The sequence below is a fragment of the Bradyrhizobium sp. CCBAU 051011 genome (genome assembly GCF_009930815.1).
Classification (GTDB): Bacteria; Pseudomonadota; Alphaproteobacteria; order Rhizobiales; family Xanthobacteraceae; genus Bradyrhizobium.
This window is the reverse complement of sequence record NZ_CP022222.1, coordinates 7,621,735-7,644,367: the sequence shown is the minus strand read 5'-3', so window position 1 is coordinate 7,644,367 and position 22,633 is coordinate 7,621,735. Positions and strand designations below refer to the sequence as shown.

Genomic DNA, 22,633 nt, shown 5'->3' with positions numbered 1-22,633 from the left:
CCGATCGAGGAGAGCGTCACCGTGCGCAATGAGCGCGAGTTTCCTTCCGCAGGCGGGGCGGGCGCCGGACAAGGCGTCGGCGCTCGGCTGCCGCGAAAGGAAGACGATCGGCTGATGCGGGGCCGCGGCCAGTTCGTGGCCGACATCCGCCTCGCCGGGCTGCAAGACGTTGCTTTTGTACGCAGCCCTTTGGCGCATGCGCTGGTCCGTGGCATCCACGTGCCGGAGCGTTATCGCGGCAGCGTCTTCACCGCGGTGGATCTAGCAGGCGTCAATCCGATCCGCGCAGTGTCTGGGTTGCCGGGATTCAAGATTTCCGAACAGCCGGTGCTGGCCACCGGCAAGGTGCGTCAGGTCGGCGAACTCGTCGCCATGTGCGTCGCGCCGACGCGTGCCGAGGCCGAGGATGTTGCGGCAGCGGTGATGCTCGATCTCGAAGAGCTTCCTGCCGTCTATGACATGCGGAAGGCGCGCGAGCCGGGTTCGGCTCTCGTGCACGAGCATTGGGGCGATAACGTCTTTCTCGAAACCAATTTCGAGGTCGACATCTCCAGGGCGTTCGATGCGCCGATCAAGGTGTCGCGCGAGATATCGACGGCGCGGCAGTGCATGTCGCCGCTCGAGGGGCGCGGCGTGGTCGCGACCTTCGATCACCGTCTCGACCAGCTCACGCTCTATTCCTCGGCCCAGATGCCGCACATCACGCGCAGCGGCCTTGCCGAATGCCTCGGCATGGAGCAGGGCCGAATCCGCATCGTTTCGCCCGACGTCGGCGGCGGCTTCGGGCACAAGGGAATCCTTCTGCCAGAAGAAGTCTGCCTCTCATGGCTGACGATGCGTCGCGGTCATCCCGTGCGCTGGACCGAGGACCGCCGCGAGCATCTCACCGCCAGCTCCAACTGCCGCGAGCACCACTACAAAATCACCGTCTATGCCGACCGTGACGGCCGGCTGCGCGGCATCGATTGCGAAGCGACCGTCGATTCCGGTGCTTACTCGTCATATCCGTTCTCGGCGTGCCTTGAGGCGGCGCAGGTCGCCAGCATCCTGCCTGGACCTTATTTGATGCCGGCCTATCGCTGCCGGACGTTTTCGGTCGCCACCAACAAGTGTCCGATCCTGCCTTATCGCGGCGTGGCCCGCACCGGCGTCTGCTTCGCGCTGGAACTGATGCTCGATCTTGTCGCGGCGCAAGCCGGGCTGGAGCCGGGCGAAGTGCGCTTGCGCAATCTGGTGCGGCCGGAGCAGATGCCGTTCGACAACATCACCAACAAACACTTCGACAGCGGCGACTATCCCGAGGCGATGAGACGGGCGTTGGCGTCCATCGACGTCGAAGGCGTGCGCGCGCGTCAGCACAGGGGCGAGGCAGATGGACGCCGGATCGGCGTCGGCGTCTCCATCTATTGCGAGCAGGCCGCGCATGGCACGTCGGTCTATTCCGGCTGGGGCATCCCGATGGTGCCCGGACACGAGCAGGCGTCTGCGCGCTTGACGCCGGACGGCGGCCTCGAACTGCGAGTGGGGGTGCATTCCCACGGGCAGGGGATGGAAACGACGCTCGCCCAGGTCGCGCACGAAATGCTCGGCGTCGACGTCGCCAAGGTCCGCATCGTCCTCGGCGACACGGCGATGACGCCGTATTCCACCGGTACTTGGGGTTCGCGTTCGATGGTGATGGCGGGCGGTGCGGTCGCAACCGCTTGCCGTGAGTTGGGCGAACGCGCCAGACGCATCGGCGCCAAGCTGTTGCAGCACGATCCGGCTGCGGTGGTGCTGCAGAACGGCGAGGTTCGTGGCGTCAACGGCAGCGTCACCCTGAAGGAAATCGCCCATACCTGGTATCGCCGGCCGCAGGATCTGCCTGCTGATGTCGATCCCGGCGGACTGGAGGTCACGGCAGGCTACAAGCCGCAGCGCGACACCGGGACCTTCAGCTATGCCGCGCATGCCGCGGTCGTTGCCGTCGATCCTGACATCGGAGAGGTCGAGATCCTCGATTACGTCATCGTCGAGGACGGCGGCGTTCTCGTCAATCCGATGGTGGTGGACGGCCAGATCTATGGTGGCCTGGCGCAGGGCATCGGTACCGCGCTGTACGAGGAGATGCCGTTCGACGCGGCTGGTCAACCGTTGGCAACGACGCTCGCGGACTATCTGCTGCCCGGGCCCACCGAAGTGCCGGCGCCGCGTCTCGATCACATGGAGACGCCGTCGCCCTACACGCAGTTCGGCGTGAAGGGCATCGGCGAGGGCGGCGCCATCGCCCCGCCGGCCGCGATCGCCAACGCCGTCAACGACGCGCTGCGGCCGCTCGGCGTGGAGCTGATGCAGTCGCCGATTACGCCTTATCGCGTCGTCGAGGCGGTTCTGGCCGCGCGCGACGCAGAAAGGCCGGCGGCATGAAACCGGCGCCTTTCGGCTACGAACGTCCACGCGACTTGCAGGCGGCACTTGCCGTGCTCGGCGAGACCAAGACTTCCACCAAGATCATTGCCGGCGGTCAGTCGCTTGGTCCCATGCTCAATCTGCGGCTGGTCGAGCCGCAGTTGATCGTCGACATCAGCGGTCTTGCCGAGCTCAAGCAGGTCGAGCGTCGTGGCGACGAACTCGTGCTTGGGGCATGTGTCACCCATGCCGACATCGAGGATGGACGAATTCCGGACGTCACGCGCGGCGCCATGCAGCGCGTCGCCGCCAACATCGCCTACCGCGCCGTGCGCAATCGCGGCACGGTGGGCGGGTCGCTCAGCCATGCCGATCCTGCGGCAGACTGGGTATCCGCGCTCTCGGCGCTGGGTGCGCGGTTGACGCTGCGAAGCCGCGTGGGTGCGCGGATGGTCACGATGGAGGACTTCATCGTCGCCGCACTCGAATCTGCGCTGAGCGATGGCGAGATCGTCGAAACCGTTCATGTCCCGGCGATACCGGCATCGGCGCACTGGGGCTATGCCAAGAGTTGCCGCAAGACAGGCGAGTTCGCGCATGCGATCGGCGCAATCCTGGTCGATCCGAGCGCTGCGACCGCCCGCGTCGTGATCGGTGCGATCGATGCCGCGCCGATCGTCATCACGGATGCTGCAGAGCTGTTCGGTGGGCGCATTGCCGGCGACTACAAGGATCGCTTCGACGCGCGTGTCGCTGATGTCCTGCTGGCAAAGGCGGGCGTCTCGAACGCGGTGCATCGTCATATTCATGTGAACGTGCTCAAGCGTGCGGTCAGCGAGGCCGCCGCATGAGCGTGATCGCACTCACCGTGAACCGGCGCGCCGTGCAGGTATCAGCCGAACCGCGCACCAATCTTGCGGATTTCGTCCGCGAGAAGCTCGATCTGACCGGCACGCATCTTGGCTGCGAACACGGCGTTTGCGGCGCTTGCACGGTGCTGCTCGATGGCGTGCCGGCGCGCTCGTGCATCACGTATGCGGTGGCCTGTGAAGGGGCTGAGGTTACCACGATCGAAGGCCTCGATGAGGATAGCGTTACGACAGAGCTTCGCGCGGCCTTCACCCGCGAGCATGCGCTGCAATGCGGCTATTGTACACCGGGAATGCTGGTCTCGGCGCGCGATCTGGTGCTGCGCCTGCCGCAAGCCGACGAGCGCCTGATCCGCGTCGGATTGAGCGGCAATCTGTGCCGGTGCACCGGCTATGTCGGAATCGTGCGGGCGGTGCAATCCGTGATCGAAGCGCGGCGCGCTCGCAGTATCGCACCGATGCCGGACGGAGGACGAAAGATCTTGGGTCCCGTTGGCTCAGGTCGCAGCGACGCGGACCGGACCGAATGCATGCGATCGGTCGAAAGCGAGCCAACATCGCCCGAAGCGGCCGGTTCGGTTCCTTCGATTCCGGATTTCATCCCGGCCACCGTCCTGGAGCAGCAATTCAGCGTCGCGCATCCGCCCGAGCAAGTATTTGCGATGTTCGACGACATCGCAGCCGTCGCGGCCTGTCTTCCTGGTGCGTCATTGACGGCGTCGCCGAAGCCGGAGCGGATCGAAGGAGCGATCCGGGTCAGGATCGGTCCGATCGCCGCGACGTTCCAGGGCGTCGCACGCGTCGAGCAAAACCCCGCTGACATGTCCGGCCGCATCGTCGGCATCGGCAATGACCGGCGTAGCCGGTCTTCGACGCAGGGCGAAATTCGCTACCGGCTGGTGCCGCTCGAGCACGGGACGCGCGTCGATCTTTCCATCGGATACACGCTCACGGGCGTGCTGGCGCAGGTCGGGAGGCCGGGGCTGGTGCGCGATCTCGCGGCGCGTCTGATCGCGGAGTTTGCCGGCAATCTCGACCGCCGCCTGTCGGGTTCGTCACCGGACGACGCCACAGCGGCCGAGCTGAATGGAGTGGCGCTGGTTTTCGGTCTCTTGCGTGCGCGGGTCGCCGGTTGGATTGGCCGTTTCTCGTCCAACAAGGACGGAGCGACGTGATGGATCGATCGTCCGCGTGGCGCGGAAACGACGAGGTTTGAACTGCGGATAGATGAACAGCGTGAGATTGGAGAACCACATGACATGGACTTTCAGACTTGTTCCGACGATGGCGCTCGCGTTCGCCTTGCTGGGTGGTACCGCGAACGCTCAAACCATCAAGATCGGCGTGAATGAGCCCCTGACAGGCGCGTTCGCCGCGTCCGGTACCTACGTCGTCAACGGCGCCAAGATCGCGGCCGATGAGATCAATGCGAAGGGCGGCATTCTCGGCAAGAAGCTTGAACTTGTCATCGAGGACAAAGCAATCCCACCGAAGCAGCCGCCGTCGCTGAAAAGCTGATCACGAGCGACAAGGTGCCGGTTCTGATGGGGGCGTGGGGTTCTAGCCTGACGCTTGCCGTGATGCCTAAGCTGATGGAATACGAGACGCCGATGGTGGTCGAGACCTCCTCGTCGGGCAAGATCACCACAACCGGCAACCCCTACATCTTCCGTATCTCGCCGCCATCGGCGATCGAAGCCGCGGCATTCAAGGGGATCGTCGACAAGCTCGAATTGAAGAAGGTCGATTTCCTCATCATCAACAACGACTGGGGTCGCGGCACCGCTGAAGATTTCAGCAAGATGATGAAGGAAAAGGGGATCGCGGTCGGGACCGTCGAGACGATGGACCAGGGCGCCCAGGACATGAGCGCACAGCTCTCCAAGCTCAAGGGCACGGATTCCGAGACCATCATCGTGACGACGGCGGTCGACCAGCTAACGCTGATATTCAAGCAGGCCGCCGCCCTCGGCCTCAAGAAGCGCATCATCACGACCGGAGGTTCGCAGAATCCCGATCAGATCATCGCACAAGCGGGTGCTGCGGCGAACGGCACCATGCATCTGACGACCTTCCTGCCCTGGTTCCCCGAGAAGACGCCGAACCCGGAAGCGACCAGCTACTTCATCGCTGAATGGAAGAAGCGTGGCTACGACTTCGCCGGCTGCACCGAAAGTTTTCGTGGCTATGACGGCATCCGCACGGTGGCGGCGGCAATCGAGAAGGCGGGCAAGGCTGAGCCTGCGGCGATAAAGGCGGCGCTCTGGGATATCAAGGTGAAGGGCCTGAACGGCGACATCGTGTTCCGCAAGTCCGGTCCCGAAGGCAAGGAAAGCGGTCAGAGCCAGCCCAACGTCTATCTGATCGAAATCACCGACGGCAAGATCGGCATGAAGACGCTCTGACGACACGTTACTGACTGTCGAGGGCTGCTGCGGATCGCGACCCTCGACGGCATTGAGATTATCCGGGAGCCACCTTGAGCGAGTTTCTGCAACATCTGATCAACATGCTGGTGCTCGGCGGCACCTATGCGCTGCTGGGCATCGGGCTGACCTTGATCTTCGGCATCATGAACGTCGTGAACTTCACGCACGGGGTGCTGTACACGTTCGGCGCCTACATCATGTTCATCGTGGTGCACCAGCTCGGAATTAACTTCTTCCTCGCGCTGCCGCTCGCCGTCCTCGCGGGCTGGCTGCTTGGCGCGGTGATCGAACTGACCCTGCTGCGGCCGCTGCGCGGCTCCGACATCGACACGACCATGCTTGTCATGATCGGCGCCTGGATCGCGATGCAGTCCGGCACGTTGTGGATATGGGGCGGCGTCGCGAAATCGGTGACCACGCCTTTCCCCGAGGCGCCACTGGTCCTGGGACCAGTCTCGGTGTCCTGGTTGCGGCTGTTCGTGCTCGCAGCTGCGGCGATACTGATTGTGGTCACCTATCTCCTGATCAACAGGACAAAGCTCGGCTGTGCGATGCGGGCGACGTTTCAGGATCAGGACACCGCCTCGCTGATGGGCGTCAATGTCGACCTGATCTACACCTCGACCTTCGCGATCGGTTCGAGCCTCGCCGCCGCGGCGGGCGCGCTGCTCGGTCCGGTCTACGTCATCTTCCCGCAAATGGGCGATCTCGCCGCCGTCAAGGCATTCGCGATCGTGATCCTCGGCGGACTGGGCAACATCACCGGCGCGGTCATTGGCGGCTTCATTCTGGCATTGGCGGAGGAACTGGGCGCTGGCTATGTCTCGTCGGGATACCGTGACGCCATGGGCTTTTTGATCATCATTGCGGTTCTGATCTTCAAGCCGACCGGGCTTTTCGCGCGTTCGGAGCGCGTCGGATGAAGTCAGCACTCGCCATTCTCACGGTCGTCGCGTTCGCATCGGTGCCGTTGTGGCTGCGCGATCCGTATCTCATGAACGCGCTGATCACGACCGGCATCTTCATCATCGGCGCGATGAGCCTCAATCTGCTGCTCGGGTTCACCGGCCAGCTCAGCCTCGGTCACATCGCGTTCTTCGGCATTGGCGCTTATGTCAGCGCATTGACGTCGCTTGGTTTCGATGTCGGCTTGCCCTTTGGCCTTCGCATTGTTCACGCTCCCTGGCCGCCGATCGCGGGCTTCGTGTTGGCCATCGTCGTTGCTGGATTATGTGGATATCTGGTGGGGCTGCTGTCGTTTCGCGTCCGCGGCGCCTATTTCGTGATCGTGACGATTTCCTTTGCCGAGGTGGTGCGATTGGTAGCGCTGAACTGGGTCGAGCTGACGCAGGGCCCGCTGGCGCTGACCAACATTCCCTCGATGACGATTGGATTGCCGGGTTTCGGAGATCTGACTCTCCGCACCAAGCTGCAGAACTACTACCTCGTGCTTGCCGTCGCGGTTGTCACCTATCTGCTGATCTCGCGCCTGGTCCATTCACATTTCGGTCGCGCCATGCGTGGGCTGATGGAAAACGAAACGCTGGCGGTATCCGTCGGCATCGACGTGACAAGGACCCTCACTTTGGCAGCGGTGATCTCGGCCGGGATCGCAGGCGCAGCCGGCAGCCTCTATGCACACTACATCCGGATCATCGATCCCGAGGTGTTCGCCTTCATTAACACGGTGACGATGGTGATCATGGTCATCACCGGCGGCAAGGGGTCGCTGGCCGGGCCCGTCGTCGGCGGCATGATCTTTGGACTGTTGCCTGTGTTTCTGCGTCCGATCATGGCGCCGGAGGCGCAGTGGATCGCGTATGGCGGCGTGCTGATCGTTATCCTGTTCATATTGCCGCGCGGGATCGTACCGTCGCTGGCGCTGCGATTTGTGAAACCGCGGAGCCGGGCCGAGGCGGTTGCTCCGGTTGCCTTCTCCGAACGCGACGCCAAGGAGCACGCGTGATGATAGCGACTGCCTTGAAGGTCGAGCAGGTCGCCGTGCACTTCGGGGGGCTGGTCGCGCTCTCGGACATGAACTTTACGGTCGGCGAGGGCGAAATCGTCAGCCTGATCGGGCCTAACGGCGCCGGCAAGACGACGGCTTTCAACGTCGTCACGGGCTTTCTTGACCCAACCCGCGGTGCCGTGAGCTATCGTGGAACCGCGCTCAATGGATTGAAGCCGCATCAGATCGCCGATCTCGGTTTGGCCCGCACCTTCCAGCGCACCAGCGTTTTTCCGAACGACACCGTCTACGACAATCTGCTGGTCGGGCTGCATCGCCAGGGGAGGGTCAGCCTGCTCGAGGCCATTCTCGGCCTGCCGCGCGCGCGGTCTTCGGAGCGCCGTTTGCGGGAACGCGCCAGCGAATTGGTCGAATGGGTCGGGCTCGAACGCCGCGCGCACGATCTTGCAGGCTCGCTGTCCTACGGAGAGCAGCGTCTTGTCGGCGTGGCGCTGGCGCTGGCCGCCGAACCGTCGATGCTGCTGCTCGACGAGCCGGTCTCTGGCATGAACGCCTCGGAAACCCACACCTTCGTGCAGTTGGTCCGCAACATCAGGGATCGCGGCGTCACCATCCTACTTGTCGAACACGATATGCCGATGGTGATGAGTGTCTCGGATAGGATCGTGGTGCTGAACTACGGCCGGATCATTGCCGAGGGACCGCCGGACGTGATCCGGAACGATCCGGCGGTCATCGAGGCCTATCTCGGGCAGGGAGCGACACGTGCTTGAGATTCGCGACATGGTATGTGGCTATGGCGGTGTCACTGCTCTCCGCGGCATTTCGCTGGAGGTCAAGGCCGGGCAGCTCGTCGCCTTGATCGGCGCCAATGGCGCCGGCAAGAGCACCACGCTGCGCGCGATCTCCGGGCTGGTTGCGCCGCGTTCGGGATCGATGCTGTTCGAAGGCAAGGACATTGCGGGTGCCAAACCGCCGCGCGTGGTGGCCTGCGGGATCGCGCATTGTCCGGAAGGACGGCGGGTATTTCCTCATATGACGGTCGAGGAAAATCTCGACATGGGGGCCTATCTGCGCAGTAGTACCGCCGAGATCGCGGCCGACCGCGATCGGATCTATGCCGAATTTCCACGCCTTGCCGACCGCAAGCGGCAGGCTGCCGGCACCTTGTCGGGTGGTGAGCAGCAGATGCTGGCGATCGGCCGGGCGTTAATGTCACGTCCACGCCTGATCATGTTCGACGAGCCTTCCCTCGGGCTTGCGCCCAACATCGTCGAGCGAACTTTTGCGATCATCCGCGGCATCCGCGATGCTGGAACGACGGTGCTGCTGGTGGAGCAGAACGCCTTTGCGGCGCTCGAGATGTGCGACCACGCCTATCTCTTGGAAGGTGGCCGCATCGTTCTGTCCGGGCCTGGCGCGGAGATGATCGAGAACGAGCACGTGCGAAAGGCCTATCTTGGCGGATGAGCGGCCTGAAACGGCGGCGTTGTCGGGCGATGAGCAATGGATGCCGGTCTGCGGCATTAGCCGGCTGATTTCGCAGACGATCGTCTGTGTCCGCGTGACCGGCGTCGACTTGATCCTGGTCTGGAGCGAAGGACGCGCGGTAGCCTGCGAACGAATATGCCCGCACGAACAGGCTGACCTCAGTCTTGGACATCTGTCGGGAGGGCGCTTGTTCTGTCCCCGTCACGCGGCCTCGTTCGATCTCCGTAATGGCCGGATTTCCTCCGGCTGGCCGAGCCGGCCGTTGCGGCTATACCCGGTCCGGATCAGGGACGATCAGATCTGGACGGACGCAGGCGCGATCAAGAAGCCCATGGCCTAGCCAATGGCTATCCGACCAGCTTTCGGGCGATATCGACAAGCGCGCCGTCAGGACGCCGCAGTTCACTAAGGATGCTGAAATGGTCTGCGCCTTCGATCGGGAACAGATTACCTGGCGCGTGCGCGGCCATCCGCGATTCATGAAGCTTGATCGAATCGAAAACCAGCGCCGGCAGTTCGGCCGTGCCATAGGCAATATCGAGCCGCTTGTGGACGGCAGGCAGGCTAAGTGGCGAAAGACTTGCGATTTCCTGGTCGGTCAGCTTCAGCGCGTTGTTGAGCCCGGTGTCGCGGATCGGCGCAAGATCGTACACGCCGGAAATCGCCAGTCCCGCGGTGACGCGCGGGTGCTCGAGTGCCATTGCGACGAGGTGCGCGCCGGCCGACCAGCCCGAGAGCACGACGGGCCCGGAGATGCCGTATGACTCTCCGTTTTGGGTCAACCAATCGAGCGACCGGGATATCTCAGTCACGATCTCCGTCAGCGAAGCGTCGGGCGCCAGCGAATATCCGGGAATGGCAACCGACCAGCCATGCGCCGCGACGCCTTCGACCAGCATGGCAAACACTTCGCGCGAATTGCGCTGCCAATAGCCGCCATGCAGGAAGACCAGGCAGGGTGCCGTCTTCTCGGCGGCCGGATAGAGGTCGATCTTTGTCCTTTCGCGTTCGCCATAGGGAACATCAAGAAACGAGCTGCGGCTGGCGCGCAGCGTTTCGGACATCTGGTTTCTTTCGGCGATCAGCGCTGCGCTGTTCTTTACCGCTGCATTGTTGTCATAGGCGGCGTCACGCTCCGGCTGGGAAAGCGCTGCCCAGCTCGACCGGGGATCGGGAATTTTGTCTTTCATCGCCGATATGTCAGTCACGCGTCACTCCCGCTGAAGCCTAAGCGTTCGTTGTTGTTCAAGTCCCCTAGGGGACGATCACGAGTTTAGTACGACCAAGCCCCCCCGCGCGGTCGCGGCGATGCTGCCGGTTTTGGCGACCGGTGTCAGCGAGCGCAGCATGCGGATGTCCGGTTTGGTCAGGTTCATGCAGGGTGGAACCATGCAATTCTCGTGCTTGGAAGGGTAAGTACAGGGCCGGTGCCAATGAGATGCTTGCGAGCGCCGTAGTCGCTTGGCCGGGGAAGGGCGAGTTCGTCGAAGTTGCGCCGTGCTGCATAGGTGCCCAGCAAAATAGCTGGATACGTCTCCGCCGGCGCAGTCAATGGCATGGAAATTGCTGAACATTTGGCTACAGTTCGTCGGTCAGCACGCGGAGATTTTGGAATGCTTGAGGGAGCCGAAGTGCGGCTTGCCGTCGATATCGGAGGCACGTTCACGGATTTCGTCTTGGACGTGGGCCAGGATCGCAGGACGCAAGGTGCTGACGACGCCCACGCGACCGGAGCAAGCGGTGCTGGACGGGATGCGTCTCATTCTGGCCGACGCGCGCGCCCACATATGCGATATCGACGTCTTCATTCACGGCACGACGCTTGCGACCAACGCCATTATCGAACGCCGCGGCGCGAAGACGGCGCTTGTCGCGACGCAAGGTTTCCGCGATGTGCTCGATATCGGTACCGAGAGCCGCTACGATCAATACGACCTTGCGATCGACAAGCCGAAACCGCTGGCGCCGCGCGCCCTGCGCTTCACGGTCCCCGAGCGCATCGACGCGCAGGGCGCCGTGCGGTTGCCGCTCGACGAAGCCGCCGTGCGTGCACTCGTGCCCGAGCTGCGCGCGCAGAATGTAGAAAGTGTCGCCTTCGCCTTCCTCCACTCCTATGCCAATCCCGAGCATGAACGGCGCGCCGCCGCGATCCTGAAGCAGGAAATGCAGGGCGTCTGGGTAACGCTGTCGTCGGCGGTGTGCCCTGAAATCCGCGAATACGAGCGGACCTCGACTGCGGTGGCCAATGCCTATGTGCAGCCGTTGATCGACGGCTATCTCGCGCGCATGGCCGAGGGGCTGCAGGCCGAGCAGTTTCGCGGCGCCATCTACCTCGTGACCTCGGGCGGCGGCGTCACCTCGATCGAGACGGCGCGGCGCTTTCCGGTGCGCCTGGTTGAATCGGGGCCGGCTGGCGGCGCGATTTTTGCGGCGCAAATCGCGGCGCGTCTCGGCGAGAGCAGGGTTCTGTCCTTCGACATGGGTGGCACCACCGCGAAGATCTGCCTGATCGAAAAGTATCAGCCCGAAACCTCGCGCGTGTTTGAGGTCGATCGCGCCGCCCGCTTTCTGAAAGGGTCGGGCCTGCCGGTGCGCATTCCCGTGATCGAGATGGTCGAGATCGGCGCCGGCGGCGGCTCGATCGCGCGGGTCGACGCCCTGAAGCGCGTCACGGTCGGGCCCGAGAGCGCGTCATCCGAGCCGGGGCCGGCCTGCTACGGCCGCGGCGGTCAACGACCCGCTGTGACGGATGCGGATGTCGCGCTCGGCAAGATCGATCCTGACGCATTTGCGGGCGGGACGATCAAGCTTAGCCCCGAACTGTCTAAACGGGCCTTGTTGCGCGATATTGGTGAACCACTGGGACTGTCGGCGGAAACTTCGGCCTACGCCGTGCATGAGGTCGTGTGCGAGAATATGGCGAGCGCTGCCCGCGTGCATGCAGTCGAGCGCGGCGCCGTCGTCGGCCAGCACACCCTGATCGCTTTCGGCGGCGCCGCGCCGCTGCATGCGGCCCGTGTCGCCGAGAAGATCGGCGTCTCGCGCGTGATCGTACCGTCCAATGCCGGCGTTGGCTCGGCCGTCGGATTTCTTGCCGCGCCCATCGCCTACGAGTTGGTGCGCAGCCGTCATGCCAGGCTCGATGCGTTCGATGTCGCAGCTGTGTCCGACCTGCTGGATGAGATGGCGACCGAGGCGCGCGCTTTGGTCGAGCCCGGCGCTGCCGGTGCGCCGGTGCGCGAACGACGCGCCGCCTTCATGCGGTATGTCGGACAGGGACATGAGATCACGGTCGAGCTGCCGAATCGGCGGTTGACGGCCGCGGATCTCGCAGGTCTGCGCCAGGCCTTTGAGACCGATTATGCGGTCTTGTTCGAGCGGCCGATCCCGGGCGCTGCGATCGAGGTGCTGAGCTGGTCGGTGCTCGCGACCACCGAGCCGCGCAATCCGTCGCGCGTTGCCGAGGTTACGCGCAAGCCGGCCGGAAAAGCCGCGGGCAGCCGCAAGTTTTTCGATGGCCGCGCGGGGAAGATCGTCGAGATTCCGCTGTACCACCGTGACCAGATGGCGCCGGGGGCGACCATCGCGGGACCCGCTGTGATCGCGGAAGATGAGACATCGACATTCGTCTCGACGAGCTTCGACGCCCATATCGACGGTGCCGGCAGCATCGTCATGGAACGGAAGGCGGCATGACCATGAATGAGGCAAGCGGCGCGAGCCTGATCGATCTGCAGATCATGTGGCACCGGCTGATCGCCGTGGTCGAAGAGCAGGCGCAGGTGCTGCTGCGCACGGCCTTCAGCCCGATCGTGCGCGAATGCGGCGACCTCTCGGCCGGTGTGTTCGACCTCAAGGGGCGTATGTTGGCGCAGGCGGTGACGGGTACGCCTGGCCACGTCAATTCCATGGCCGAGTCGGTCAAACATTTCATCGCGCATTTCCCGATCGAGACGATGAAGCCGGGCGACGCCTACATCACCAACGATCCCTGGATGGGGACCGGCCATCTCAACGACTTCGTTGTCACCACGCCCTGCTTCAAGGACGGCAAGGCGGTCGCGCTGTTTTCCTGCACCAGCCATTTGATGGATATCGGCGGTATTGGTTTCGGGCCTGATGCCACCGACGTCTTCATGGAGGGGCTCTATATCCCGATGCTGAAGCTGATCGATCAGGGCGTCGTCAATGAAACGCTGATGGCGATGATCCGCAGCAACACGCGTCTGCCGATCGACACCGAGGGCGACACCTATTCGCTGGCTGGCTGCAACGATGTGGGCTGCCAGCGCCTTGTCGAGATGATGCGCGAATTCGAGATCTCTTCACTCGATACGCTTGGCGATTTCATCTGTGACCGCTCACGGGAGGCGGTGCTCGCCGAGATCGCCAAACTACCGAAGGGCGTCTGGCGCAACAGCATGGTCGTCGACGGCTATGATGCGCCGGTCACGCTCGTGGCGACGCTGACTATTTCGGAAGAGGGTATTCACGTCGACTTCGACGGTACCTCGGCTGCCTCGAAGTTCGGCATCAATGTGCCGCTCTCCTACACCACGGCTTACACCGTGTTCGGCCTTGGCTGCGTGGTCGCCTCGCAGATCCCGAACAATGCAGGCTCGCTCTCGCTGCTGACTGTCGCGGCACCCGCGGGCTCGATCCTCAATGCTCCGAAGCCGGCGCCGGTGGCGTCGCGCCATGTCATCGGCCAGATGCTGCCCGACGTGGTGTTCGGCTGCCTGCGTCAGATCATTCCCGAGCGGGTGCCGGCCGAAGGCACGTCCTGCCTGTGGAATCTAAATGTGCGCGGACAGACGCGCAGCGGCGCCGGCGGCAACTACGGATTCTCGATGGCGGTGACGAGCAACGGCGGCACCGGTGCGCGTTTTGCCAAGGATGGATTGTCGGCCACGGCCTATCCCAGCGGCGTACGCGGCACGCCGGTCGAGATCGCGGAGACGCAGACGCCGTTGATCTTCTGGCGCAAGGAGCTGCGTCCGGATTCGGGCGGCGCCGGCCGCACCCGCGGTGGCCTCGGCCAGATCATCGAAGTCGGCAGCGGCGTCGATGCTCCGTTCGACATTCTGGCCGCCTTCGACCGCATCGATCATCCGCCCCGCGGCCGTGATGGCGGCCGTGACGGAGAAGCCGGCTATGTCGGACTGAAGTCGGGACAGAAGCTGCGCGGCAAGGGGTTTCAGACCGTGCCGCCAGACGATCGGCTGGTGGTGATGACGCCCGGGGGCGCCGGGATCGGCGACCCAAGGCAGCGCGCGCCGGAAAGCGTCTGCGACGACGTCGAAAGCGGCCTGGTGTCGAGCGCGAATGCGGTTGCGGTTTACGGTTTCGCGGACTGACGCGCCCGGCGGCAGCGTTGCGCTTGCAGCCTGATCAAGTTCGGAAACGACAACGTCACACATGCTTCAGCAAGAGGAGAGGGGTTCATGAAGACGACCAGGCGCACATTCATCGCAACCGGAGCCGCAGCGGCAGGTTTCCTGGCCGCTCCGCACATCGCGCGGGCGCAAAGCACGATCAAGCTGGACCTGTCGACGGTTTGGCCGGAGGGTAATTTCCATACCAAGAATGCAAAACTCTTCGCAGCCGAGGTCGGCAAGGCAACCGGCGGCGCGATCGAGATCGTTGTCCACGCCGGCGGCTCGCTCGGCTACAAGGGCCCCGAGCATCTCAATGCCGTGCGCGACGGACTGGTGCCGATGGCCGACATCCTGAACATCCAGCAGGTCGGCGAAGCGCCGTTGCTCGGCATCGAGGGTGTACCTTTTCTGGTCTCGTCTCCGGATGAACTGCGGGTACTGCAAAAGTATTCGCGACCCGAGTTCGACAAGATAGCGACCAAGTACAATCAGACGATCCTCTACACCGTGCCATGGCCAACGCAGTACCTCCACAGCAAGGTGAAGACCGATAACCTGGAGGGTCTCAAGGGCCTGAAAATCCGGGTGCCGGACCGCCAGGCCGGCGACATGGTGAATGCGCTCGGCATGGTGGGCGTGCAGATCCCCTGGGGCGAGACAGTGCCGGCGCTTGCATCGGGCGCGGTTGTCGGGGTGACCACCTCTTCCGTCTCGGGTGTGGACGGCAAGTTCTGGGAGTTCCTGAAGTACTTCTACCGGACCAACCATGTGTGGAGTTCGCAGATCGTCACCATCAACAATGACAGTTGGAAGAAGATCTCGCCAGCGCACCAGAAGGCTATCATGGACCTCGTCGCCAAGCTCGAGCCTGAGTTCTGGAGCGTGTCGATCGAGGCCGATAAGGCCAGCAGCAAGCGCCTGATCGAGGGCGGCATGGAACTGGTCGAAGTGCCTGCGACCCTGCTGAAGGAGATGCGCGAGAAGACGGCAAGTCTTGAGCAGGCCTTTATCGCTCGTGCGGGGGCCATCGCCGGCGATATCATCAGCAAATACAGGAAGGATATCGGCCGTGCATGATGTCGCTGCCGGCGCGGCCGCGGCTAATACGTCAGACGGCAAGACGGACAAGCAGGCGGGCCTTAGGCCAGCCTTGGATGCAGTAGCGCGCGTCCTGGACGGCGTCGACCGCCTGTCGGAATGGGGGGCGTGGGCGTCCGCCCTGTGCATCCTCGGCATCCTGATGCTGATTGTCGCAGAAGTCGTCGCCCGCAACATTTTCAACAAGAGCATCGACTTCGCCTGGGAGTTCAGTGCCTACCTCATGGGCGCGGCGTTCATGCTGGGCGCCGCCTATTCACTGCGGACGGGCTCGCAGGTACGGGTGAAGGTGCTGCTCGACAACCTGTCGCCGCCCGGCCAGCGCGCTCTCGATCTGTTCGCGACGGCGCTGTGCGTGATCGTCGCCGCTTACCTGACCTTTGCGCTCGGGCATTTGACCTGGCTCTCCTGGATGCGCGAATCGCGCTCCGACAAGGCGAGTGAACTTCCGCTCTGGATCGCCCAGTTTCCGTTGGCCTTGGGCGCGTTGCTGTTCACGCTGCAATCGCTGACGCGCTTCGTGCGCGTGCTGCGCGGTGAGCCCGGCGAGGATGAGACGTTGCGCGTCGGTCAGGATGCGAAGGCGGAGGCGTCGTGACCATCGTTCTCTTGACCCTGCTGGGACTGCTCTCGGCCACGCTGCTTGTCAGCATCTGGATCGGACCGGCGTTGATCGGTATCGGCATCGTGATGCTCGACCTGTTCACTTCGCGCCCGACCATGCGGCAGATCGGGCTGTGGTCGTTCAACGTGCTTACCTCGTCCGAGGTCGTTTCGCTTCCGCTATTCATCCTGATGGGTGAATTGCTGTTCCGCACACGCCTGTCGCAGTCGCTGTTCACCGGGATCGCTCCCTGGGTCGGCTTTCTCCCAGGCCGGCTCCTGCACACCACTATTTTGGGCTGCTCGCTGTTCTCGGCGATCTCCGGATCGTCGGCCGCTACCACGCAGGTGGTGGGCCGCATCACGCTGACGGAGCTGCTGCGGCGCGGCTACAACAAGGACATCGCTGTGGGCAGTCTTGCCGGCGGAGGCATGCTCGGCTTCCTGATCCCGCCCTCGATCCCGATGATCATCTATGCGGTTCTGGCGGAGGAATCGCTGTTGCGGCTGCTGACCGCCAGCTTCCTGCCGGGCTTCATCGTCGCCGGCAGCTTCATGACCTATATCGCCATACGTGCCCTGATGCGGCCTGACATCGTGCCGGAGCACGACCGGCGGATTTCGGAATGGAGTTGGTCGGACAAGCTGAAGAGCTTCGTCGAGTTAGGACCGGTCGCGTTCCTGATATTCACCGTGCTCGGCACGATGTATCTCGGTATCGCAAGCCCATCAGAAGCGGCGGCGATTGGCGTCGTGGGGGCGCTGCTGGTAGCGCTCCTGCAGCGGGCGCTCACGTGGGAGTCGCTGAAGGAATCCTGCCTCGGCACCGTGCAGACCACCTGCATGATTGGCTTGATCGTCCTCGGAGCCTTCATCGTCGGCACCGTGCTGGCGAACCTGCGACTGCCGCAATTTATTTCCGGGGCGATCTCGTCCTGGAATCTGGCACCGTTCGTTCTGATCATGTTGCTGATGGTCTTCTACATCGTGCTTGGTACCGTGCTTGAAGGCTTCTCCATGATCGTGCTCACTCTGCCGATCGTACTGCCGGTGGTTCTGGCGGCCGGATTCGACAAAGTCTGGTTCGGCGTCTTCCTGATCCTGACGATCGAGATGGCGCAAGTGAGTCCGCCAGTCGCCTTCAATCTGTTTGTGATCCAGAATCTGACCGGCGATTCACAGACCTATGTGGCGTGGAAAGTGCTGCCGTTCTTCCTCATCATGTGCGGCTTCGGGATATTGATCACACTCGTCCCCGGCATCGTCACGTGGCCAGCCGATTTCCTGCTGGGTAAGTAGATGTGCGGGCAGGCCACTCCGCATCGCTCAGCATTTGATACTGTCCCGGTACTCGACCGCGCCGACCTCGCACCGAAAATTTAGGTGCAATCATGGTGAAGAAAAAGGCACGGCGTCATTATCGAAACACCCATGGAAGCGCGTCAAGCCGAGCCCGGCCCCTCGATTCTATTGCTACTTATCATCGTCGTAAGTGTCGCGGTGATCGCTATGGGCTTTGTCTGGTTCGTGTCCTTCCGTACCTAGTTTCGGGTTGCTTTTAGCTCGGACGATTTTATGGCCCGTCATGTGGACAAATTGTCACGCCGGACCGCATTGATCGCCAGCCAGGCAATCCCATGTCCATCCTAACGGAGGACATCATGAAGCAATCGCAGCATTTCTTAGAAAATGCGGAGAACTGCGCGCAACTTGCCGAGCGCGCTGCTGACGAGCCAACTTACAACCGATACAAGCGTATGGAAGCCGCATGGCGGGCTTTGGCCGTTGAGCAAGACTGGCTGAATGGTGAAATTGTTCAGAACGCCAAGCCAGCTAAAGCGAGCGAGTCTGTCGGCTAACTGCTGCCGCGACTATCGTCTATGGAACTTAGCTTTGGCTTCTTTTCCGTTTGATCACGCAACGTGGTCAAACCGTCGTAGTTGCTCGCAAGACGCAAAAGCCTTCTTTTGATAAGCGGGTCAGCTTCGTTCGCAAGCTCCCGAAGGACGCGCGCTCTATCCCTATAAAATCGTTCGTCCATGTACGTCCCTCTCAATAGGGGTACATGCCCGTTTTCTTCGACCGATGATAGTAATCTAGATCACACGTCCGACCTTCACGTAGCGAAGCTTACGTTCACATTTTCGCAATGGAAGCTTGTTCTTTGATCGCTATTGAGGCGGCCATGATAGAAGCTCGGATGTCCCAATACGATTCGGAAAAAGAATGGCAAAAGCTAAGAAAGTAGTTCGCCGCGCGTGGTCAAGAGACGATGTTCGAACAATGAAGACAATGGCCAAAGCAAAGTTAGGCGTCACTAAGATCGCAAAAGCGTTGAAGCGGACTCCCGGTGCCACCACTGTTATGGCTACGAAGCTGGGTGTTTCCCTATCAACGCGCGCCTAAATGAAACAGCGACAGGCCGTCGTAGCGCCTGTCGCCATTTCCACACATTTTCAGCGAGCGATTTCTCTAGGTCACGCTGCGCGCGGATTGACCACGGTGTATCCACGCAGTGAGCGCGCATGAATTCTCGTTGAGCGCCCGCCTGAGTTCGCATCATATGCCATCCAAATGTCGCCTTCGACGTGCTGTTCTAGAACGAAGACGTGCCCGCGGCGCGCGGCAACCATTCCCGGTGCCGGCGAAGTTCGTGGGAAGCGCAGCCAGTTGGCCGCCAGATTCAATCCCGGTACGATATGGCCGAACACGCGTATGGATGCGCCGCAACCACAGAAAGAACGCGGGCAACCGGCCGGGCGACCGCCGACGACCTGACCACGACCGCCACTCACTTCCGCCACTGCGTTGCGATGTGAAATCTCGCGCTGCTGAAAGCCGCGCTGTTCTCGCGGATATGACGCAAGTCCCCCGCGACGAGACTGGAAGACAGACAAGTCGCAGGGCATTGTGACGTTGCATTCGGATGCGGCGACGGAAGGTCGGGAAGGACGAGCATCTGATGCGCTCGATGAGAGAACAACAAAAAATGACGCAAGAAGTACCATACGCATGCAGGACTCCGATCTGGCGAAGCCTGCCCCGACGCAGAAGCCAATAAATTTTGGGCGAAAATGCGATAGCCGGTGCTATGCAGGAACTTCATGGGCTGATTTGCATTAGCGTTTTGCTCGATTGTGTACAAGCGCGGCTGCATCTATGCCGACACCCGAGCCGCCGACTGGCCCTATCTATTGGCACAAAGCGCTTCGTTACCGAGGAGCTTTATTATAGTTCGACGCCTCCCGCCGACGATTACGTCGCACTGGAGGTCAGTCATTGCTGCCCACCTCGTGTGACTTGTTGTTCTGCTTGCGGGTCGGGCGCTTTCGTGTCCGGCCAACCCGCAGGAGGTGCCCCAGGCGTCTTTTGAACTGCGCAATGAGATCGTCGTTGTATTGTTCCGAGCTTGTGTCGCTGTCTTGCTTCTCTGACTCGGGATCCCGGACCTCAGGTAGCTTTTGCATCGAGGCTGGCTCCTGCGTGGGAGGCCGATGCGTGTGAGTTCACGGTCGAGATTTGCGGTTCTCCAACCACTGGAAACTCCGACGGAGCCAGCGTGGAGAGCTCGTGCGCAGGCAGCGTAGTCTCGGCTTTATCGTCAGAGGTTCGTATTCCGCACTCTACGGCAGACAATTCGATCTGCGCGAGCATGAGAACGGCGGTCTTAAAGGAAACATTGATAGCCCGGCTGAGCTGAAATGGCTTGATAGGTTCCGTGCCGCACCCGGTCAGGAAGAGAGCCTTCAGCCATTTATGAAATGGGACGTGACTGCACTCGAACATTGTGCCCGTTCGCACCGAGAACAGCTTGCGGCACCCATAACACTTGTGAGTGCCGGTCTTGGTACTCAATCCTCTCAGGAGACTAGTCCGGCGATTTTCGCCGCAATGGGGACACACGACCCCGTTCGGCCAGAGGCAGGCCTCGATGAGTTCGAGCGCCGCACATTCATCTTTGAAGCAGAGAGAGAGATCGGTACACATACGGGGCCTCGTTTGCTTCCAAAACGTCGCCGAGATGTTTCACTCCCCTTCGATTTCATTCTCTGAAATCTTTACGTGTGCTTATCCCATGCGAGAACCGTACCAGTTCTTGAATGGAACATAAGCGCGGATTGCAAAGGATTGCTGACAAGGCTCAGGTCAGTACCTAGCTGACTTGGATCGGTTTCTCTGGAAATGAGAACTTCGATAGGACATGCGCGTGGTCACCCTACGCTCTTGACCAGTTCCCGAGCGTGAGTTCGCAAGCGGCGCGTGCACACCGAGCGATCAGCATGCACAACTATAGCGCATCAGGGATCACGCATCACGCGTTCGTGGGTTAGAATAATCAGGTTGCGGTGCACCAATAGTTACGCACTAATTAACGAGGATAGTTACGCATTAATTAACGACACGGCCTGACCGAGGGAGAGTTGTTCCCGAGCACTGCCGACTAAGCGACACATAGTGAGATCCAGTCGTGACCGCGGCGCGAGCTGCGGAATGGGGACGGCTTGCATAACGGTCCCTTATTGGAGCTTAAGCCAATGCAGTTGTTTCAGTTGCCGAAGAGTGCGACCACGGAAGTTGGACTGCTTATCGACAGGCGTATCAAGCAGAGATCGGCGAGGTATCCGATCGGGGGCGTACCGAAACGGCTGCTCGATATTCTCGTTTCTTCGTCAGCGCTACTGGCCTTTGCACCGCTCTTTCTCCTCGTTGCATTGCTTCTAAAGGTCACGGATCGAGGTGCCATTCTTTATCGGCAACCACGCGTCGGCTTTCGCTCTTCCAGCTTCGGGTGTCTGAAGTTCAGGACAATGGTGATGGATGGCGACGCGGTCCTGGCGCGCTACCTTCGCGATAATCCCGAGGCTGCGAGGGAGTGGGCCGAAACACGCAAGCTAAAGCGAGATCCACGCGTGACTGCGGTCGGCCAGGTGTTGCGTCAAACCAGCCTGGATGAATTGCCGCAGCTCTGGAATATTCTTCGTGGCGACATGAGCATCGTCGGTCCGCGGCCGGTAGTCGCCGAAGAGATCACAATGTACGGACCGAGCGCGGGGCACTATCTGCTGACGCGTCCCGGTCTGACCGGCGCGTGGCAGGTCAGCGGCCGCAACGATGTTTCCTACGAGCGCCGCGTTTCCCTCGATCGAGACTATGTCGAGAACTGGTCGTTCTGGAATGACATTAAGATCATCGCGAAGACAGTGCCGGTGCTGATTACGGCCAAGGGCACATACTGATGCGGGTCGCAATAGTCCACTATTGGCTTGTCGGCATGCGCGGCGGCGAGAAGGTTCTCGAAGCCATCTGCGAACTCTACCCATCGGCCGACATCTTCACGCATGTGGTGGCGCCGGAGTCCATCTCCCCGGCGATTGCTAACCATCGAATCATCACGTCGTTTATCGCTAGGCTGCCGCGCGCAAAGGTCTGGTACAAGAAGTATCTGCCGCTAATGCCGCTTGCGCTCGAGCAGTTCGACCTTCGCGGCTACGACCTGATCATCAGCAGCGAATCCGGTCCCGCGAAGGGGATCATTCCTCCCGCGCATGCGGTCCATGTCTGCTATTGCCACTCCCCGATGCGGTACATCTGGAACATGTACCACGACTATAGGTTCGCGTCCGGCGTGCTGACGCGCGTCGCGATGACGCTGTTCTCCCACTACCTGCGCAACTGGGATCAGGGGTCATCCGCTCGGGTCGACTTGTTCGTCGCCAACTCCAACAATGTGTCATCACGTATCCGCAAATACTTTCGCCGCGAATCCGACGTTGTCTTTCCACCAGTCGATGTCGACGCCTTCGAACAGGTGGCGGCTTCTGATGTCGGCGACTACTATCTGATGGTGGGGGAACTTGTTGCCTATAAGCGGCCCGACCTGGTCGTTGACGCCTTCAACGCGTCTGGCAAGAGACTCATCGTCATAGGCGGCGGTGAGATGCTGGAGACTCTGAAACGGCGCGCGCGGCCCAACGTCATGATTATGGGGCCGCAGGCATTTGCAGTCCTTCGGCATCATTATGCGCGTTGTCTGGCTCTGATTTTCCCCGGTGAAGAAGACTTTGGTATCGTGCCGGTCGAAGCGATGGCGAGCGGCCGGCCCGTCATCGCGTTCGGCCGCGGCGGAGCCACCGAAACAGTCGTCGACGGTGTTACTGGTGTGCTGTTCGCGGAGCAGACCACGGAGGCGCTCGGGAATGCGATTGCGCGCTCCGAGACGATCAGCTTCTCTGTCACCGACATCGTTCGGCATGCAGCCGGCTTCAGTAAGGAGCGCTTTAAGCACCAGATGAGACGTTCGGTCGAGCGGGCATTGCGCGAAAACGCGACAGTTGCTGCCGGCTACCAGAATCAGAATCCGTCCAGCACCAGAGCGCGAGTCGTCCATGCGAGCAAGTTCTAGGGCGG

Annotated in this window: 19 protein-coding genes and 2 pseudogenes; 17 read left to right on the top strand and 4 right to left on the bottom strand. The window is 61.8% G+C overall.

Going from position 1 to position 22,633, the window contains the following annotated elements; all coding sequences use genetic code 11:
• Positions 1-114 precede the first annotated feature (114 nt).
• The 9 genes and pseudogenes from ACH79_RS36090 to ACH79_RS36050 all read left to right on the top strand — a co-directional run bounded on the left by ACH79_RS36090 (position 115) and on the right by ACH79_RS36050 (position 9,486).
• Entirely contained in the window at positions 115-2,406 is a 2,292-nt protein-coding gene (locus tag ACH79_RS36090; protein ID WP_371419486.1) for a xanthine dehydrogenase family protein molybdopterin-binding subunit, read from the top strand.
• The gene (locus ACH79_RS36085; RefSeq protein ID WP_161855180.1) at positions 2,403-3,239 is read left to right on the top strand and encodes a xanthine dehydrogenase family protein subunit M; all 837 of its coding nucleotides are present in this window, start codon (positions 2,403-2,405) and stop codon (positions 3,237-3,239) included. Before ACH79_RS36090 ends, ACH79_RS36085 begins: the two co-directional genes overlap by 4 nt.
• The gene (locus ACH79_RS36080) at positions 3,236-4,432 is read left to right on the top strand and encodes a 2Fe-2S iron-sulfur cluster-binding protein (protein ID WP_161855179.1); all 1,197 of its coding nucleotides are present in this window, start codon (positions 3,236-3,238) and stop codon (positions 4,430-4,432) included. Before ACH79_RS36085 ends, ACH79_RS36080 begins: the two co-directional genes overlap by 4 nt.
• A 79-nt stretch (positions 4,433-4,511) precedes the next feature.
• Positions 4,512-5,662: pseudogene (locus ACH79_RS36075) on the top strand (ABC transporter substrate-binding protein).
• Positions 5,663-5,736: 74 nt separating this feature from the next.
• Positions 5,737-6,609, top strand: coding sequence for a branched-chain amino acid ABC transporter permease (locus ACH79_RS36070; RefSeq protein ID WP_161855178.1), 873 nt, complete (start codon positions 5,737-5,739; stop codon positions 6,607-6,609).
• Positions 6,606-7,652, top strand: coding sequence for a branched-chain amino acid ABC transporter permease (locus tag ACH79_RS36065; protein WP_161855177.1), 1,047 nt, complete (start codon positions 6,606-6,608; stop codon positions 7,650-7,652). Before ACH79_RS36070 ends, ACH79_RS36065 begins: the two co-directional genes overlap by 4 nt.
• Positions 7,652-8,428: an ABC transporter ATP-binding protein gene (locus ACH79_RS36060; protein ID WP_161855176.1), complete on the top strand. Its 777-nt coding sequence runs from the start codon at positions 7,652-7,654 to the stop codon at positions 8,426-8,428. Before ACH79_RS36065 ends, ACH79_RS36060 begins: the two co-directional genes overlap by 1 nt.
• A complete protein-coding gene (locus ACH79_RS36055; protein ID WP_161855175.1) occupies positions 8,421-9,125 on the top strand; it encodes an ABC transporter ATP-binding protein in 705 nt (234 codons plus the stop codon). Before ACH79_RS36060 ends, ACH79_RS36055 begins: the two co-directional genes overlap by 8 nt.
• On the top strand, positions 9,115-9,486 hold the full coding sequence (locus ACH79_RS36050) for a Rieske (2Fe-2S) protein (protein WP_371419316.1): 372 nt from the start codon (positions 9,115-9,117) through the stop codon (positions 9,484-9,486). Before ACH79_RS36055 ends, ACH79_RS36050 begins: the two co-directional genes overlap by 11 nt.
• Before the next feature lie 7 nt (positions 9,487-9,493).
• On the opposite strand, the gene ACH79_RS36045 is transcribed toward ACH79_RS36050, so the two are convergent.
• Positions 9,494-10,336: an alpha/beta hydrolase gene (locus tag ACH79_RS36045; RefSeq protein WP_161856740.1), complete on the bottom strand. Its 843-nt coding sequence runs from the start codon at positions 10,334-10,336 to the stop codon at positions 9,494-9,496.
• Between the two features lie 75 nt (positions 10,337-10,411).
• Entirely contained in the window at positions 10,412-10,537 is a 126-nt protein-coding gene (locus tag ACH79_RS44865; RefSeq protein WP_256380284.1) for a hypothetical protein, read from the bottom strand.
• Between the two features lie 222 nt (positions 10,538-10,759).
• Between ACH79_RS44865 and ACH79_RS36040 the strand changes: the two are divergent.
• From ACH79_RS36040 to ACH79_RS36015, 6 genes and pseudogenes are all read left to right on the top strand, one after another.
• Positions 10,760-12,842: pseudogene (locus tag ACH79_RS36040) on the top strand (hydantoinase/oxoprolinase family protein).
• A 2-nt stretch (positions 12,843-12,844) separates the two neighbouring features.
• A complete protein-coding gene (locus tag ACH79_RS36035) occupies positions 12,845-14,503 on the top strand; it encodes a hydantoinase B/oxoprolinase family protein (protein ID WP_161856739.1) in 1,659 nt (552 codons plus the stop codon).
• Between the two features lie 87 nt (positions 14,504-14,590).
• The gene (locus ACH79_RS36030) at positions 14,591-15,601 is read left to right on the top strand and encodes a TRAP transporter substrate-binding protein (RefSeq protein WP_161855174.1); all 1,011 of its coding nucleotides are present in this window, start codon (positions 14,591-14,593) and stop codon (positions 15,599-15,601) included.
• Complete coding sequence (locus tag ACH79_RS36025) at positions 15,594-16,220, top strand: TRAP transporter small permease subunit (protein WP_161855173.1); 627 nt, start codon at positions 15,594-15,596, stop codon at positions 16,218-16,220. The genes ACH79_RS36030 and ACH79_RS36025 overlap by 8 nt, the downstream gene beginning before the upstream one ends.
• Positions 16,217-17,524: a TRAP transporter large permease gene (locus tag ACH79_RS36020; protein ID WP_161855172.1), complete on the top strand. Its 1,308-nt coding sequence runs from the start codon at positions 16,217-16,219 to the stop codon at positions 17,522-17,524. The genes ACH79_RS36025 and ACH79_RS36020 overlap by 4 nt, the downstream gene beginning before the upstream one ends.
• Positions 17,525-17,886: 362 nt before the next feature.
• Complete coding sequence (locus ACH79_RS36015) at positions 17,887-18,084, top strand: hypothetical protein (RefSeq protein WP_161855171.1); 198 nt, start codon at positions 17,887-17,889, stop codon at positions 18,082-18,084.
• A 618-nt stretch (positions 18,085-18,702) separates the two neighbouring features.
• On the opposite strand, the gene ACH79_RS43365 is transcribed toward ACH79_RS36015, so the two are convergent.
• Together ACH79_RS43365 and ACH79_RS45265 are read right to left on the bottom strand one after the other, a co-directional pair.
• The gene (locus ACH79_RS43365) at positions 18,703-19,239 is read right to left on the bottom strand and encodes a hypothetical protein (protein WP_202639105.1); all 537 of its coding nucleotides are present in this window, start codon (positions 19,237-19,239) and stop codon (positions 18,703-18,705) included.
• A gap of 436 nt (positions 19,240-19,675) precedes the next feature.
• Complete coding sequence (locus tag ACH79_RS45265; RefSeq protein ID WP_161855170.1) at positions 19,676-20,212, bottom strand: transposase; 537 nt, start codon at positions 20,210-20,212, stop codon at positions 19,676-19,678.
• A gap of 515 nt (positions 20,213-20,727) precedes the next feature.
• Here ACH79_RS45265 and ACH79_RS36000 point away from each other — a divergent pair.
• Together ACH79_RS36000 and ACH79_RS35995 are read left to right on the top strand one after the other, a co-directional pair.
• Positions 20,728-21,462, top strand: coding sequence for a sugar transferase (locus ACH79_RS36000; RefSeq protein ID WP_246738263.1), 735 nt, complete (start codon positions 20,728-20,730; stop codon positions 21,460-21,462).
• Entirely contained in the window at positions 21,462-22,628 is a 1,167-nt protein-coding gene (locus ACH79_RS35995) for a glycosyltransferase (protein WP_161855168.1), read from the top strand. Before ACH79_RS36000 ends, ACH79_RS35995 begins: the two co-directional genes overlap by 1 nt.
• The last annotated feature ends 5 nt before the right edge of the window (positions 22,629-22,633 follow it).

Coding starts and splice junctions, on each gene's coding strand:
- ACH79_RS36090 (WP_371419486.1), top strand. CDS start 115: ATGCGGGGCCGCGGCCAGTTCGTGGCCGACATCCGCCTCGCCGGGCTG.
- ACH79_RS36085 (WP_161855180.1), top strand. CDS start 2,403: ATGAAACCGGCGCCTTTCGGCTACGAACGTCCACGCGACTTGCAGGCG.
- ACH79_RS36080 (WP_161855179.1), top strand. CDS start 3,236: ATGAGCGTGATCGCACTCACCGTGAACCGGCGCGCCGTGCAGGTATCA.
- ACH79_RS36065 (WP_161855177.1), top strand. CDS start 6,606: ATGAAGTCAGCACTCGCCATTCTCACGGTCGTCGCGTTCGCATCGGTG.
- ACH79_RS36060 (WP_161855176.1), top strand. CDS start 7,652: ATGATAGCGACTGCCTTGAAGGTCGAGCAGGTCGCCGTGCACTTCGGG.
- ACH79_RS36045 (WP_161856740.1), bottom strand. CDS start 10,336: ATGAAAGACAAAATTCCCGATCCCCGGTCGAGCTGGGCAGCGCTTTCC.
- ACH79_RS44865 (WP_256380284.1), bottom strand. CDS start 10,537: ATGGTTCCACCCTGCATGAACCTGACCAAACCGGACATCCGCATGCTG.
- ACH79_RS36035 (WP_161856739.1), top strand. CDS start 12,845: ATGAATGAGGCAAGCGGCGCGAGCCTGATCGATCTGCAGATCATGTGG.
- ACH79_RS36030 (WP_161855174.1), top strand. CDS start 14,591: ATGAAGACGACCAGGCGCACATTCATCGCAACCGGAGCCGCAGCGGCA.
- ACH79_RS36015 (WP_161855171.1), top strand. CDS start 17,887: ATGAAGCAATCGCAGCATTTCTTAGAAAATGCGGAGAACTGCGCGCAA.
- ACH79_RS43365 (WP_202639105.1), bottom strand. CDS start 19,239: ATGCGTATGGTACTTCTTGCGTCATTTTTTGTTGTTCTCTCATCGAGC.
- ACH79_RS45265 (WP_161855170.1), bottom strand. CDS start 20,212: ATGTGTACCGATCTCTCTCTCTGCTTCAAAGATGAATGTGCGGCGCTC.
- ACH79_RS35995 (WP_161855168.1), top strand. CDS start 21,462: ATGCGGGTCGCAATAGTCCACTATTGGCTTGTCGGCATGCGCGGCGGC.